The following is a 14,174-nucleotide window of genomic DNA, read 5'->3' as shown; positions in this document are numbered from 1 at the left end:
CGCGGTCGGTCAGCGCGGGCTGAGCCGCACCACCGCGTATTCGTGCTCGCTCTTGTCCTGGTACTTGCCGTACCGCGGCTGCGCGGCGGTGATCGACTCCCAGGCCGTGGCCCGGTCCGCGCCGGTGAGCACGTGCGGGGTGACCGGCAGCGGCGCCGCGCCGGGCAGCTCGATGGTGGCCTGCTCCGGGTGTCCCATCAGGTTGAGGTGCCAGTCGGGGTGCCCGTTCTTGCCACCCGAGGCCACCAGCAGCCAGGAGTCGCCGTCGGCGAACCAGGAGAGCGGGGTCTGGCGCGGCGCACCGCTGCGGCGGCCGACGGTGTGCAGGATCAGCACGTCCATGCCCATGAAGGTGCCCTTGCCCGCGCGGACCTTGCGGTTCATCCTGGCGTTCATCCGGTGCTGCATCCACCGGGAGAAACCCCCGTGCGAGTTCTTCTTTGCGGACTGGTTGGTGGTCATCTCGAAGGTTTCCTTTCGGTGGATCAGGACGGGTCGGGGGAGAGGTGGGGCTCAGCCCCAGGCGCCGGCGATCTGGCGGGTGGTGGCGTTGAGCCGGTTGAACATGTTGGTGACGCCGATCATCAGCACGATCGAGGCGAGCTGGCGCTCGTCGAAGTAGCTGGCGGCCGCGTCCCAGATCTCGTCGGTGACGGCGTTGGGGCGGTCGGCCAGGCGGGTCGCCGCCTCGGCCAGCTCGAGCGCGGCGCGCTCCTCGTCGGTGAAGTACGGGGTCTCGCGCCAGGCGACGACCGTGGCGAGGCGATCCTCGCTGACACCGGCTTTGCGGGCGGTCTTGGTGCCGCCGTCGACGCAGGCGCTGCACCCGTTGATCTGGCTGACCCGCAGGTGCACCAGCTCCAGGATCTCGCCGTCGACGCCGCCGGTCTGCACCGCCTTCAGCACCTGCTGGATCGGGCCCATCGCGTCGGTGAGGACCATGGCCGGGTTCTGCATCCGAGACTGCATGTCGTGCTCCTTGTTTCCGTTGTTCTCCGCTGCTTGCGGTGTGAACCAATAACAGCCCGTCGTGCGCCGGAACACGATGGCTGTGGGACACTGTGGGACAGCGGAAAACGGCCCTGACCTCCTGATTGTCATCGGGAAACTCGGTGATCCGGGCCGGGACAACGGAGTGGGAAACGGTGGTTGTGCAGCAGCAGACGGCAAGGGTCTACCCGCAGGACGAGCTCGCGGCGCGCCTGCGCCTGATCCAGGAGCTGTCGGGCCGCGGCGTGCGCGCGCTGGCCCGCGACACCGGGCTGAGCTCGTCGTCGCTGTCGCGCTACCTCAGCGGGCAGACGGTGCCGCCGTGGCCCGCCGTGCTGGAACTGTGCCGCCTGGTCAAACGCGATCCGCGCCCGCTGCGCCCGCTGTGGGAGCGCGCCAACAACCCGCTGCCCGCGCCGCCGAAGACGAGCCGCCAGGTCGCCCCGCCGAGCCCGCCCGCCGACGCCCCGCCGCCGCCGCGCAACGACCTGCCCCGCGACGTCCCCGACTTCACCGGCCGCGAACAGGCCATGGCCGACGTGCTGGCCGCCGTCCGGTCCGACCGGGTGGTCGCCATCGACGGGATGGCCGGGGTCGGCAAGACCTCCCTGGCCGTGCACGCCGCGCACCAGCTGACCGCCGAATATCCCGACGCCCAGCTCTATCTCGACCTGCACGGCTTCACCGACGGCCGCCAGCCGCTGGACCCCGACGCCGCGCTGCGCGCCCTGCTGGCCGCCCTGCAGGTGCCCTCGGAGAAGGTGCCGCAGGACGGCGGGGTCGAGCTGCGGGCGGCGTGCTGGCGCTCGGAGCTGGCCCGGTTGCGGGCGGTGGTCGTGCTCGACAATGTGGCCGACGCCGCGCAGGTCAGCCAGCTGCTGCCGGGCGCGGGCGCGTCGGTCGCCATCATCACCAGCCGCAATCGGCTGCTCGAGCTCGACGAGGTGCCGCCGGTGACCCTCGATGTGCTCACGGCGGAGGAGAGCGCGGAACTGCTGGTCCGGGCGAGCGGTGACGCGCGCGGACCCGACGGCAGGCTCGCGCGGGAACCGGAGCAGGCCGCCGAGGTGCTGCGGCTGTGCGGCAATCTGCCGCTGGCGCTGCGGCTGGCCGCGGCCCGGCTGCGGCATCGTCCTGGCTGGTCGGTCGGCATCCTCGTCGAGCGAATGGCCGAGGGCGCCACCGAATTCGACACCGCGTTCGGCATGTCGGTGCGCCAGCTCAACCGCGATCAGCGCAGGCTGTTCCGCCTGCTCGGCCTGATCCCGGGATCCACCTTCACCGACTATGTCGCCGCCGCGGTCGCCGATGTGCCGCTGCGCACGGCGCGTGCCATGCTCGAGGATCTGCTCGACGCGCACCTGGTCCAGCAGCCGGCCGAGGGCCGCTACCGCCTGCACGATCTGGTCCGTCAGCACGCCAGGCACGCGAGTTCCGAGCAGGATTCCGACGCCGATCGCGAGCGCGCGCTTGGCCGGATCCTCGACTACTACGTGCACACCGCGGCCGCCGCCGACGCCGCGATGCCGTTCCTGTCGCCGACCCGCCCGGTCTCGGCGGGCTCGCCCCCGGCTGAGCTACCGGTGTTCCCGCACCGCGACGCCGCGTTCTTCTGGTTCGTCTCCGAGTACACCAACCTGATGGCGGTGTTCTACGCGGCCGTCGAGGTGGGCGCGAATGTCCATGTGTGCGAGCTGCCGCGCTTCATGCGCGCGTTCTTCGCCCGGCGCTGCGGCACCACCCATCTCAACGCGCTGTTCGAGCAATCCCTCACCGCCGCAGAGCATCTCGGTGATCCACGACAGCTCGCCGAGGCGCACAGCGACCTCGGTTTCGCCCGCTACAACGCGGGCCGGATGAGTGAGGCGGCCGCCGCCTACGCCGCCGCGGCCCCGCTGATCGCGGCCGCGGGCGACCCGCTGCCGCGCGCCGAGCTGACCATGCGCTGCGCCCACCTGCGCTGGGACGAAGGCGATACCGAGGAACCGCTGGAACTGTTCCGCGAGGCCCGCGACCTCTACGCCGACAGCGGGTGCCCGATGAGCGCCGCCGACGCCATCGCCAGCGAGGCCTGGGCCGTTCTGCAATTGGGCCATCGCGAACAAGCCGCGGCCCTGGCCCGCGAGGCACTGGAGCTCCCCGCGGGCGACCCGTCCTGGCCGCCGTCGCTGCAGGCCCAGATCACCCTCGGGGTGGCCATCGCCGCCGACGAGCCGGAGGAAGCGCTCGAGCACCTGAGCAGCGCGCTGGCCCTGGCCCGCGCCGACGGCCACAAGCACAACGAGGCGTGGGGCCTGAACTGTCAGGGGGTCGCGCTGCGCCGGATGGGCCGCTACGAGGCGGCCCTGGCCAGCCATCGCGAGGCGTTCGCCCTGCTCGACGACCTGTTCGAGGAGCACTGGAAGATCCACTTCCTCAACGGCTACGCCGAAACCTGCCGCCTCGCCGGCCTGCCCGAGGAGGCGCTGCGCCTGCATCGCCACACCCTGGAGCTGGCGCCGAGACTCGGCTACCGGCTCGAGGAGGCGCTGGCCCACCAGGGCATCGCCGAGGTCCTCGAACCGACCGACCCGGACGCGGCCGCCGAGCATCGCGCGGCGGCCGAGGCCATCCAGTCCGAGCTCAGCCCATCGACTTCGCCCCGTCGAGGGATTCCCGGATGATGTCCGCGTGGCCGGAGTGCTGCGCGGTCTCGGTCATGATGTGCATGAACACCCGGCGCGCGCTCCAGCGTCCGCCGGGCTCGAACCAGGGCGCCTGCGGCAGCGGCTGAGTCACGTTCAGGTCGGGCAGCGTGCGCACCAGTTCGTCGGTGCGCGCGGCCACCCGCTCGTACTCGGCCAGCACGCCCGCGAGGGTCTCGTCCGGCCGCAGGACGAAGGCGTCGCCCCACGCGGCGATCTCCTCCTCGGTCATCGCGGAGAAATCGGGCGCGGCCTCGGGCCCGTCGATGATGAACGTCGCCCAGTTCGCCTCCACCGCCGCCACGTGCTTGATCAACCCGCCCAGGGTCAGCTCGCTGGCGGTGGTCCGCGTCCGGGCCTGCTCGTCGGTCAGCTCACGGGTGGTGAACCGCAGGAAGAAGCGGTGCTTGGCCAGCATCTCCAGCAGGTCGGAGCGCTCGGCGTCGAGGAGGGTGTCGGCGGTGGTGGTCATGAGCGGATTCCCTTCGTTGTCGGTATGAAAACCAAGGTAGAACCCATTGCGGTCACTTTCTGTCCGCAATGTGCGCGAGAATGAAAAACATGGCCGATACGAGCGCACGCACCCTCCGTCTGCTGTCGTTGTTGCAGACCCACCGCTACTGGCCGGGCACGGAACTGTCCGACCGGCTGGGTGTTTCGCCACGCACCCTGCGTCGCGACATCGACCGGCTGCGCGACCTCGGCTATCCGGTGGACGCCCGTCCCGGCGTCGACGGCGGCTACCAGCTCGCGGCGGGCGCCGCGCTCCCGCCGCTGGTCCTCGACGACGACGAAGCCGTCGCCATCACCGTCTGCCTGCAAGCCGGGTCGCAGGGCGCGGGCGACGGCCTGGCCGAGCCGTCGATCCGCGCCCTGGCCAAGCTCGTCACCGTCCTGCCGACCCGCCTGCGCCGCCGGGTGGACGCGTTGCGCGCGATGACCGTCTCCACCGGCTGGAACGCCGTCCCGCTCTCCGACGTCGACCCGGCCGTCCTCACCGACCTCGCGCTGACCTGCCGCGGCGAGGAACGCCTCACCTTCACCTACACCGCCGCCGACGGCCGCACCAGCACCCGCGAGGTCGAACCGCACCGCCTGGTCTCGCTGGGCCGCCGCTGGTATCTCGTCGCCTACGACCTGACCCGCCACGACTGGCGCAACTTCCGTGTCGACCGCCTCAGCGCCTCGCGCGCCACCGGCGTCCGGTTCCGTCCCCGCGAGCTGCCCGCCCCCGACGCCGCGGAGTTCGTCCGCGCGGGGATCGGTTCCCGCCGAACGGGTTACACCGTCACCGCCGAGATCGAAGCGCCCGCCCTCGACGTGCACGCCCGCGTCGGCCGCTGGTGCGTCGTCACCGCCCTGCCCGCCGACCGCACCCACATCGAGATGACCGTCGACAACCTCGACTGGCCGATGCTGTTGCTGGGCAAGGTGGCGGCCGAGTTCCGTGTCCTCGGCCCGCCGGAACTGATCGAGCGAGTGGCGGAATGGGGAGCGCGGTTCAGCGCCGCGTTCTAGCTCAGGCCCTGGTCGCGCAGGGGTGATAGTCGGCGGAGCCGGGCTCGGTGGCGTCGGGCGAGATCGTCGCGACCGTCACCAGCGTCGCGTACACACCGACCCCGACGAGCGCGAGGCAGGCCACCGTGATCGCCCCCGGCTTCCACCGCGCGGGGACGCGGGTCAGCGCCACGATCAGCCCGGCCAGCAGCACCACGGTGCCGAGCAGCAACCCGGCCCCGAGGGAGTTCAGCAGCACCGCCCCGCCGGGAACGTCGACCACGGTCGCGCAGTGCGCCGCGAGCAACGCGCGTTGCCGCTCGCCCAGCAGGGAGTCCGCGGCGACGAGCGCGCCGACCGCGCCACAGAAGGCCGCCACCGCGGCACCGACGAAGACCAACGGCCCGCGTGTCACTACCAGAACTCCTCGCATCGAGATGATGCGCTCATTCTGGATATCCCGCACCGCCGCTGGCAATTCCACGGCGGACGGGGCCCGTCCCCACCCGGAGGACGGTCCCCGATCGCTCAGTCGCAGCTACCGAACGCACCGTGCGGCAGCATTTGGTGCAGCCACTTCCGCAGCGGGCTGTGCCCCGGATGCAGCCCGTTGTCGTGGTCGTGCCAACCGCGGTCGACGAACTCGGCAGCGGCGGGCGCCTGCGCGTCGGCCGGACCGGCGATACCGACGAGCGGGAGGGCGAGGAACGCGCCGGTCAGCGCGAGTCGGAGCAGGCGACGGTGGGGTTGTTTCGAGCTCACAGGTGAATCCTTTCGAACCAGATCTCGCAGGCCTACACCCTGCCCCGGATTCCCGCCGCTGTCGTGCCCTGATCTGTCAGGCCCGGTAGCCATCCTGCGGACGATGATCCTGCTGGGGCACGCGATGCCCCTGCGGCGGGCCCTGATTCGGTGACGAGCTGTCCGGACGCTGCGCGTCGGGACTCAGCGGTGCGCTGGGATAAGGCGCCTGCGCGTCCGGCCTAGGCGCGTCCGATGCGGGTTGGGCCCCGACGGAGGGTGCACCGGGCGCGGGGTGGGCGACCGCGTAGGGGGCACCCGGTGCGGCTTGGGCGCCTATGGAGGGTGCACCGGGCGCGGGGTGAGCGCCCGCGTAGGGCGCGCCGGGTGTGGGTTGAGCACCCGCGTACGGTGCACCGGGTGTAGGTTGGGCGCCCGCGTACGGCGCGCCAGGTGTGGGTTGAGCGCCCGCGTACGGTGCACCGGGTGTGGGTTGAGCGCCCGCGTAGGGCGCGCCGGGTGTGGGTTGAGCACCCGCGTAGGGCGCACCAAGTGCGGGTTGGGCGCTCGGATACGGAGTGCCCGGCGTCTGCTGCCCGCCCGGATGAGGCGCATCGAGGACCGGCCGCATCCCGGGATGCGGTGCACCGCCGACGAACTGAGCCCCAGGAAGGTGGCCATGGAGCGCGTGCTGCGGTGCGCCCGGCCCGGCTCGGCCAGGCGCACCGGCCACCGGCACCATCCCCGGCGCCCACGCCCCACCAGGCGGCCGCTGCGCCGCGCCCCCCTTGCACCACCGCTTGGTCGACGGCAACACCGCGAGCACAAACGTCGCCACGGGAAACACCAACAGCAGCACCGACACCACCCACGGCAGGTTGCGTTCCATCGAGTACAGCCCGTTGAACACCGACTGGCCCAGCACCACGTCGATATGCCGCCCGATCGGCAGGTCGTACTGGATCAGCTGAACGGCGGTCGAGATCGCCGTCACCACATACGCGCCCACCGTCCCGGCGCTCCCCAGCACCACCAGCGTCGGCCCCGCCGCACGCCGCCGGAACACCAGAATCGCCCCCACCAACAGCGCCACCACGGACAGCACGTCGATCAGCAAGGTCGCCCCGGACACCACCGACACCCACCCCGGCGCGATCCCCCACCCGAACACCCCGGTCTCACTCCGCACCATCTTGTACAGACCGAACACCACCCCCACCGCCCCGGCGATCCCCCCGAGCAGTGCGAGCACCGCCGCCACCACGGCCGTCCCCCCACTGGCCGGCCGCTGATCGGCAACCCTGTACATCCGCTCCTCCTCGCTGTTTCCGGTCGACCCCACCCTCTCCCGAATCCGCCCAGCTGTCCTGTCCACCGATCCCGCGAGAGAGCCCGCCGCCCCTACCCAGTTACCCCGAGCGGCGACCGACTACACGAAGCCACGAATCCTGTAGCCACAATGCTGCGACAGTGCGGTAGCTCGGGTTCGCGTGCCCTGCGGGAGCGAAACCAGGCGAACGTGACCCCTTCAGGATGCGCGAGGTGAGTCCTTTCCGCAGCCGCATGTCGTGGCGTGACAACTGAGGGGACGGCATGATGGGGGAGTGAATCCCGTTGTACAGCAGTTGCTTACGATGACAGGTGTACTGGTCGGTGCGGGTGCCACCTTTGCATTCACCTCCTGGACAGAGCGTTCCCGCTGGCGCCGGGCGGAGCAGAGCAAGTGGGACGACCGGAGGCTGGTCGCCTACAACGAGTTCGCCCACGCTCTCAAGCACTATGCGCTGATCTCCCAGCGAATGTGTGCCGCTCATGGATTTCCGTATGCCGGCCAGCCGATCGACCTGGACGAGGGGCTGCGTGTGCTCGCGGAGGCGGATTCGGAGAAGTCGCTGAAGTGGGAGATCGTCCTGTTGGTGGGTTCTCCGGAGGCTGTCGCGGCGGCCCGCCGCTGGAACAAAGCGGCCTGGGAACTCGGCTACGTCGCCATGGGCGCCGCCATGACGCATGGCGAGTATGTGCGCAGGTACGAAGAGATGGGTCAGTTGCGCAACGAGTTCTACGAGTGCGCGAGGAGTGACCTCGGAGTGCGCGGAGGTGAACTCCCGCCGGGCAACAAGGCATGGTTGCCACCTGGGGTAGAGCCGAATCCTGGGGAGCTTCCGCACGCCCAGCAGGCGTTCGAACCGGCTCCCCAGGTATCCGCACCGCCTGCGCCGTCATAGGTTCGCCGCGGCTGAGGGTGACTCACCCTCAGCCGTTGCGATACCGCTGCATCCGCCGCCGCCGGAAGAACAGCTGATCCACCGCGACCGGATCCACCGCGGCCGTGATGTCGGCCAGCCGGGTGTCGTAGTGGTGCTCGTGGATGCACCGATGCAGATGCGCCCGCCGCTCCGGCACCAGATCCGACCACACCGCGCCGAACCGCCCCTGCGCGTCCGCCCCCGACACCGCGACTAGATCGAGCAGCGCGGGCCAGGACCCGGTCTCGGTGGCGTGCGCGGGCAACTCCGCGACCGTCGCGTCCGACAGCGCCGCCAGCGCGTACCCGACGACACCCCGAATGGTCTCGTCCATCCGCGACATCAACACGAACAGCCCCCGCCAGCTCCCCACGTCACTGCGATCGTCGAGCGGCGCGACCAGCCCGACCCCCACCCCCGGATCACCGAACACCGGATTCCCCACCAGCGTCCACAGCCCGAGCGGCGTGAGATGCCCGACCACCGTGAGGAACTCGGGCACCGCCCCCACCTCGATCGCGTTCCGCACCAGATTGGCGACCTCCCGCTGCGAGGCGCTGCCGAACAGCACGTCACCGACCCGGCTGATCACATCCGGCGCGCACCGCGAGAACACCGACAGCGCCGCGTGCTGCAGCGCGGGCCGCCCCGCCATCACCGCCTGCGCCATTCGCGGGATCCGCCGATGCGGCCCATCGAGCAACTGCCGGATGACCGAGCTCAGGATGTCGGAGTCGTAGGAGTACGCCGCCGAGTGGATCAGCCCCGCGTCGTCCTGCACGTCGGCCTCGACCGCGGCGATCAACTCCGGTGTGGCACAGGACAGGAACGGCCCCGCCGTCACGTAGTCACACCGCCGCAGCAGCTCGTTGACGATCTCCACCACCGGCCCCGGCGGCGCCACGTCCGCCAGCTGCGCGATGGCCCGCGGATCCAGATAGGGCGCGCAATCCGCCGCGTACCCCGGATCCAGCATCATCAACGTCTCCGCGGCCTTGACCGGATGCTCCACCCCCACCGACCCCGCCGCCCGCCCGGTCGTCATCGGCGGAACCAGCCGCTGTACCAGCGGAATCGAGATCGACAGCGGAATGAACGGCACCAGCGCGCTGATCCGCCGAAACGTCTCGGTGTGCTGATCGAACAGCACCCCCGCGATCTGCTGCTGCAACTCGTGCAGCCGATCGGCCCCCAGATACCGCAGATGCTGCACCCGCTGAGGATGCACATGCAGCGTGCGAGCCAGCAGGATCAACTGCGCCCGCGTCGTCAGATCCGTCATCTGCCGCCGAACATGATCTTCTTCGTCACCGCGCGAAACGGCCGCGGCAACGCCCCCAACATCGAGTCGATCGACTTGTCCAGCGCCTTCGCCTCGAACGTCACCGCCGCCCGCATCAACTCGAACAGATCCCGAGCCTCGTCGGCGGGCAAACTCTGTAGCGAAGGCAGCGTCGCGGGCACGCCACCCTCACGGTCACTTCGACTCATCATGTGACTCCTGGGTAACGCGAACTCCCCACCGAGCATGCCGCCTCCCCCCACCCCCGACCACAACTTCGCGAATATCTGTGCACAGCAACGAAAACAACGGCACGAATACATGTGAACCGACGTCCCACCGACGATGTTCTCGCGGGATTCGCCTCTTGACATCGCCAGAATGGCTGTTCTGGCTCATGGTTCAGCTGATCACGCACGTGAATGAGGCGGCTTCGACAGCCACGTAGGGGGTCTCGTCAGTCGACCTCGTCGTCGCCTGGTGAAGCGAGGCTCGTCTGTACCGGGTGGCTCAGCCACGCCACATCGATGTTGCCGGCGAAGCGCTCGAACCGGAGTCCAAGGCGATCCTTAGACGGCCGGTGAGATTCCTGGTCCGGTAGTACCGCCAAGGGGTGGCCATCGAGTTCACGGAACCCGTGGGCGATGACCGGTCCGCTGTCGGTGGATTCTCTCAATGCCGCGCTGATGTGCACTCGGTAGTCGGGGGAGATGCCCAGAAGGTCCGCATCATATGCGGCGTGGTGGATTTTGCAGAGGGCCAGCCCGTTGTCGACCACGGGATTGCCGTCGGATTCGGTATCACCGATGATATGCGCGCCATCCAGCAGAGGCGGAAAATCCAATCGGCATACAGCGCATCGCCACTGGTAGGCAACCAGCAGTCGACTTCGGAATTTTCGCTGATGCAGCCGACGCCGCTTCTTTTCTACCGAGTACTGTTTCTTGATCTCCGGGTCATCGATGAGTCCATCGAGGTCGATGGGCTCACCTTCGGTATCGAGAGAGATGATGACTCGACGGTTCTCGGGGTCGTCCTCGACGATGTGGACCGGAAACACGGGCCTGTAGCGGACCGCTGACCGGTCCTTGAATCCGCGGTGCCAGATGAGCGGGAGTTTCAGCTCGAATGCTCTGCGTAGCTTAGCGTTGTCACCGTCGGTGGACCCCTCGCGGTACGCATACGCGAACAGTCCATCTCCCAGATCTACATCCGGATAGCTACTATCCGGCGTCGACAGGATGGACAGCGTGGCCATGAGGTCCCGCGGGTTCCAGATCCCCTTGCTTCGATCTGCAATCCTGCGATGCGCACCATCGAGTTCGAAATACTCCAGATCGCGACGCTGCAGAACCGGCTTTACGGCGAGCTGTTCTGCCAACTGATTGAAGATTTGTTCGCGAAATGCTAGCTCTGCCTCGAGGTCCACACCGGAAGTTTGCCACATTGCGACCGGATGGCGTCAGTTCGTCGCCCTGACTTTGATGGCGTCGTGGGAGATGAGGACGTCGTATTCGCCGGGGGTGGCGATGACGGCGTTGCCGTAGGCGGATTTGACGAAGGGGGAGGTGTACCAGGTGCCGGTGTTCATGTCTTCGAAGAAGTCTCGGTCGCTGCCGTTGAGCATGATGTGGTCCTGGGTGGTGGCTTTGCCGTCGAGGCGCTGGCCGTAGAGGCGGGTGATCTTGTAGCCGGAGTGGAAGCCGAGTGCGTTGACCCAGGGGTGGAGTTCGACGATGTTGGCTTGCAGGGCCCAGAGGTTGCCTTCGACGCGGTGGGTGGTGCGGGTGTCGACGGCGCCGTCGTCGTCGAAGAGGGTGAGTTCGAGGTCGAGCTGGTCGGACTGGCCGGCAACGGGTTTCGCGACGACGTGGGCGGCGGTGATCTCGCCGGACAGGCCCAGGTAGGTCTGCAGGAGGGTGGCGATCCAGAGCAGGAGGGTGGCGACGAGGAGCAGGGCCAGGCCGGGGACGCCGCGGCCGAGGACGGATGTGAGGCCGCCGCGGCGGCGGGCCGCGAGGACTGCCGAGACGAGCAGGGCTACGGCGAGTGCGAGCAGGGCGAGCAGGCCGATCTGGGCGAACCCGAAGGTCACCGGGAAACTCATGTACCGGTTGTACCCCGAATCCGGCTGTGACAGGGGTGGTCTCGGCATCTCGGTAGGGTGAATTCGTGGACAAGTATCGGGTGTTGGTCGGGGTGCATCTGGTTCTGCTCGACGGGGAGGGGCGAGTGCTGTTGGGGCGCAGGCGCGATACCGGGTTCGGGGACGGGTTGTTCCATGTGCCCGCGGGGCATCTGGAGGCGGGGGAGTCGGCCGTCGCGGGGTTGATCAGGGAGGCGCGCGAGGAGGTGGGGGTCGAGATCGACGCGCGGGAGGTGGAATTCGCGCATGTGTTGCACAGCGACGAGCGGGTGCAACTGTTCTTCACCGTGCGGCGCTGGGGTGGGGAGGTCGTCAATCGGGAGCCGGGGAAATGTTCGGAACTGCGGTGGTTCGATCCGGCGGCGTTGCCTGCGGAGATCGTGGAGTACTGCGCGGTCGGGGTGCGGGCGGCGTTGAGCGGGCGGGTGTTCTCCGAATTGGGGTGGAACTAGGCGGCGGGTCGGCGGCGCTGTAGCAGCACGATCGCCGCGGTGGAGGCGAGGGCGATGCCGATCGCCGCCGTCGCGGGGATCGGACCGCGGTCGACGTCGGCGGTGCGGTACCACGACGGGGAGTAGGCCAGGTGGCCGAATTTGTCGTCGCTCAAGGCCACGCCGAGCGATGGCACGAACAGGATCGACAGGCCGACGACGGCGGAGGTGGGACTCCGCGGAACCGCGGAGCCGACGCAGTACCCGCACACCGCGCCCAGTGCCAGGCAGCCGACGGCGGCGTTGAGCGCGGCGGGCGGGTCGAGGAGGTCGGTGGCCAGCACGAATACCGACAGCGCGACCACGGTGAGCGCGGCGATGATCGCGCGGGGCGCGCGCAGACCGAGCAGGAGCCCGGCGCCGAGGGCGATCATGGTGGCCAGGTCGACCAGGCCGGAGCGGGGGAGCGGGATGACGAGGCTGCCCGCCACGGCGAACGTGGTCATCAGCAGGAGCAGGACACCGTCGCGGTCGGGCAGGATCAGCGCCGACGCTGTCGCGGCTGCCACGACCACGATCGCGCCGGCGAGCACGTACGGGACGGTGATCTCGCGGACCGCCAGCGCCAGTGACGTCGCCAGGATCACCGAGAAGGCGATGACGGCGGCGAACACGGGGGCCAGCGGGATCGCGGTGTCGAGAACCGAGCGCGGCGGGGTGGTGGTGGTCGCCGCGAAATAACCGAGGGCGAGCACGGTGGCCGCGATGAACCACAGCGGCAGCGAGCCGGCGAGGACACCGTCGAACCCGGCCGAGGTCTGGTCGGTGGGTGCCTCGGTGAGGTCGCCCAGCACGGTCGCGGCGGGCACGGCGAACAAGTACACCGTGCGCAGCAGTGGGCTCGGCCAGACCGCGATGGCCAAGGCGCCCACCGCCATTCCGGCGAGCAGGGCGTCGAGGAAGTTCAGTGTCGGTAAGGACAGGCCGGTGAAATGCGTGCTGTCGACGTTGCGCGCCAGGACCAGATGGCTCAGCAGAATCCCCGCGAGCGCGACCTGCGCCGTCCATTTGGCGGTGCGCACGCTGCCGACGGCGACGGTGACCGCGGCGGTGATGACCGCGACGAACGCGCCGCCGGTCATCGCGCGCGGGATGTTGAACACCAGCAGGTCGACATGGCGCGACTCGGCCAGGGCGGCGAAGCTGATCGGCAGCATGATGGCGAGGACGGCGACCGCGGCGGCCACGAACACCGTGACCGCTTCGACGGCGGTCCGGATCTCGGTGGCGGTCGGCCGCCGGATCATCGGACGGCCCGCACGGGTGGTCGCGGTGTGTTCGGGCCTCGCGCGATGGGGGCGTGCACCGAATCTCCGTTCTCGCGACCGGGCGGTCCGGGCGGACCTGTGCAGGGAGTCTAGCCAGGGCCGATGCGCGCGCGAGGTCGCTCGCTGCCGTGTCGTGGACCGGGTGGCGCGCGGGCGGTGTCGCCGGGACGGGAACGGTCGCCGACGCCCTGCTACAACTCGCGGGCACCGGCATGCGACGATGAACGAATCTGCATGTCAGGTAATTGATTCGGAAGGTCGGTCGATGCCGAACGGCGTTGTGAGCTGGTTCGACAGCGGTAAGGGATTCGGGTTCATCACCCCCGACACGGGCGGGCCCGAGGTGTTCGTGGAGTACACCGAGCTCGTCGGCGAGGGGTTCCGCACGTTGCGGGCCGGTCAGCGCGTGGAATTCGGGGTCAGGGAGACCCGCCGCGGCCCGGAAGCGCACCACGTGCGGGTCGTCTAGTAGGCGCCGACGGCATAGACGGCGAACCCGGTCGCGGCCAGGCAGACGATCGCGCTGACGATCAGCAGCCGGGCGCTGAGCCGGTGTAGCCGGTCGTGACGGGCGCGCAGGGCGAAGAAGCTGCTGGTCGGATTTCCGTCGCCGATGAAATTCGACGCGGCTCGGGAGGCGAGCAGCGCGTCGTTCGCCCTGGATTCGGCGAACGAGGCCGCGAACAGGGTCAGCGTGCCGGTACCCGCGCACAGCGCGGCCGCGATGATGAAGAACAGCATGTGGATCCCCCGGTGCGACGCGGTCGAGCCGAGGCCCGAGCCGGTTTTCTCTACCTCCCCAGTGTCGCAACCGGGTACGACAGATTCG

The 14,174-nt window shown here is 69.4% G+C and carries 17 protein-coding genes; 5 read left to right on the top strand and 12 right to left on the bottom strand.

Going from position 1 to position 14,174, the window contains the following annotated elements; translation table 11 throughout:
* Positions 1-9: 9 nt before the first annotated feature.
* Together AB0L91_RS03385 and AB0L91_RS03380 are read right to left on the bottom strand one after the other, a co-directional pair.
* Positions 10-462 carry a nitroreductase/quinone reductase family protein gene (locus AB0L91_RS03385; RefSeq protein ID WP_355282757.1) on the bottom strand — a complete coding sequence of 151 codons (453 nt, stop codon included), beginning with the start codon at positions 460-462 and terminating at the stop codon, positions 10-12.
* 51 nt (positions 463-513) lie between these two features.
* Positions 514-969 (bottom strand): carboxymuconolactone decarboxylase family protein, encoded by a 456-nt coding sequence (locus tag AB0L91_RS03380; protein ID WP_218719210.1) that lies wholly within the window; start codon positions 967-969, stop codon positions 514-516.
* 176 nt (positions 970-1,145) lie between these two features.
* Between AB0L91_RS03380 and AB0L91_RS03375 the strand changes: the two genes are divergently transcribed.
* Positions 1,146-3,653, top strand: coding sequence for a tetratricopeptide repeat protein (locus tag AB0L91_RS03375; RefSeq protein ID WP_365007077.1), 2,508 nt, complete (start codon positions 1,146-1,148; stop codon positions 3,651-3,653).
* On the opposite strand, the gene AB0L91_RS03370 is transcribed toward AB0L91_RS03375, so the two are convergent.
* On the bottom strand, positions 3,613-4,146 hold the full coding sequence (locus AB0L91_RS03370; protein WP_365007076.1) for a DinB family protein: 534 nt from the start codon (positions 4,144-4,146) through the stop codon (positions 3,613-3,615). The genes AB0L91_RS03375 and AB0L91_RS03370 overlap by 41 nt on opposite strands.
* 89 nt (positions 4,147-4,235) lie before the next feature.
* On the opposite strand from AB0L91_RS03370, the gene AB0L91_RS03365 reads away from it, so the two are divergent.
* Complete coding sequence (locus AB0L91_RS03365; protein WP_365007075.1) at positions 4,236-5,192, top strand: YafY family protein; 957 nt, start codon at positions 4,236-4,238, stop codon at positions 5,190-5,192.
* Between the two features lies 1 nt (position 5,193).
* On the opposite strand, the gene AB0L91_RS03360 is transcribed toward AB0L91_RS03365, so the two are convergent.
* From AB0L91_RS03360 to AB0L91_RS03350, 3 genes are all read right to left on the bottom strand, one after another.
* A complete protein-coding gene (locus AB0L91_RS03360; protein ID WP_365007074.1) occupies positions 5,194-5,586 on the bottom strand; it encodes a hypothetical protein in 393 nt (130 codons plus the stop codon).
* 113 nt (positions 5,587-5,699) lie between these two features.
* The gene (locus AB0L91_RS03355) at positions 5,700-5,933 is read right to left on the bottom strand and encodes a hypothetical protein (protein WP_365007073.1); all 234 of its coding nucleotides are present in this window, start codon (positions 5,931-5,933) and stop codon (positions 5,700-5,702) included.
* A 76-nt stretch (positions 5,934-6,009) separates the two neighbouring features.
* Positions 6,010-7,221, bottom strand: coding sequence for a hypothetical protein (locus AB0L91_RS03350; RefSeq protein ID WP_365007072.1), 1,212 nt, complete (start codon positions 7,219-7,221; stop codon positions 6,010-6,012).
* A 295-nt stretch (positions 7,222-7,516) separates the two neighbouring features.
* Here AB0L91_RS03350 and AB0L91_RS03345 point away from each other — a divergent pair, with 295 nt between their 5' ends.
* Positions 7,517-8,137, top strand: coding sequence for a hypothetical protein (locus tag AB0L91_RS03345; RefSeq protein WP_365007071.1), 621 nt, complete (start codon positions 7,517-7,519; stop codon positions 8,135-8,137).
* A 28-nt stretch (positions 8,138-8,165) separates the two neighbouring features.
* On the opposite strand, the gene AB0L91_RS03340 is transcribed toward AB0L91_RS03345, so the two are convergent.
* The 4 genes from AB0L91_RS03340 to AB0L91_RS03325 form a co-directional block, all read right to left on the bottom strand.
* The gene (locus AB0L91_RS03340; RefSeq protein ID WP_355282775.1) at positions 8,166-9,440 is read right to left on the bottom strand and encodes a hypothetical protein; all 1,275 of its coding nucleotides are present in this window, start codon (positions 9,438-9,440) and stop codon (positions 8,166-8,168) included.
* Positions 9,437-9,622 carry a hypothetical protein gene (locus AB0L91_RS03335; RefSeq protein WP_355282778.1) on the bottom strand — a complete coding sequence of 62 codons (186 nt, stop codon included), beginning with the start codon at positions 9,620-9,622 and terminating at the stop codon, positions 9,437-9,439. The genes AB0L91_RS03340 and AB0L91_RS03335 overlap by 4 nt, the downstream gene beginning before the upstream one ends.
* 275 nt (positions 9,623-9,897) lie before the next feature.
* Entirely contained in the window at positions 9,898-10,869 is a 972-nt protein-coding gene (locus AB0L91_RS03330) for an HNH endonuclease (RefSeq protein WP_365007070.1), read from the bottom strand.
* A gap of 33 nt (positions 10,870-10,902) precedes the next feature.
* Positions 10,903-11,547: a hypothetical protein gene (locus AB0L91_RS03325; protein ID WP_365007069.1), complete on the bottom strand. Its 645-nt coding sequence runs from the start codon at positions 11,545-11,547 to the stop codon at positions 10,903-10,905.
* A 65-nt stretch (positions 11,548-11,612) separates the two neighbouring features.
* On the opposite strand from AB0L91_RS03325, the gene AB0L91_RS03320 reads away from it, so the two are divergent.
* Positions 11,613-12,038: an NUDIX domain-containing protein gene (locus tag AB0L91_RS03320; RefSeq protein ID WP_365007068.1), complete on the top strand. Its 426-nt coding sequence runs from the start codon at positions 11,613-11,615 to the stop codon at positions 12,036-12,038.
* On the opposite strand, the gene AB0L91_RS03315 is transcribed toward AB0L91_RS03320, so the two are convergent.
* Positions 12,035-13,324 carry a hypothetical protein gene (locus AB0L91_RS03315; RefSeq protein WP_365007067.1) on the bottom strand — a complete coding sequence of 430 codons (1,290 nt, stop codon included), beginning with the start codon at positions 13,322-13,324 and terminating at the stop codon, positions 12,035-12,037. The genes AB0L91_RS03320 and AB0L91_RS03315 overlap by 4 nt on opposite strands.
* A 286-nt stretch (positions 13,325-13,610) precedes the next feature.
* Between AB0L91_RS03315 and AB0L91_RS03310 the strand changes: the two genes are divergently transcribed.
* Entirely contained in the window at positions 13,611-13,814 is a 204-nt protein-coding gene (locus tag AB0L91_RS03310; protein WP_365007066.1) for a cold-shock protein, read from the top strand.
* Here the strand turns inward: AB0L91_RS03310 and AB0L91_RS03305 are convergent.
* Entirely contained in the window at positions 13,811-14,086 is a 276-nt protein-coding gene (locus AB0L91_RS03305) for a hypothetical protein (protein ID WP_357344111.1), read from the bottom strand. The two genes, AB0L91_RS03310 and AB0L91_RS03305, sit on opposite strands and share 4 nt — an antisense overlap.
* Positions 14,087-14,174: the final 88 nt, after the last annotated feature.

The sequence above is a fragment of the Nocardia sp. NPDC051833 genome (assembly GCF_040681225.1).
GTDB lineage: Bacteria > Actinomycetota > Actinomycetes > Mycobacteriales > Mycobacteriaceae > Nocardia.
Note: the sequence above shows the minus strand (reverse complement) of the source record. Positions and strands in the feature narration are given on the sequence as shown.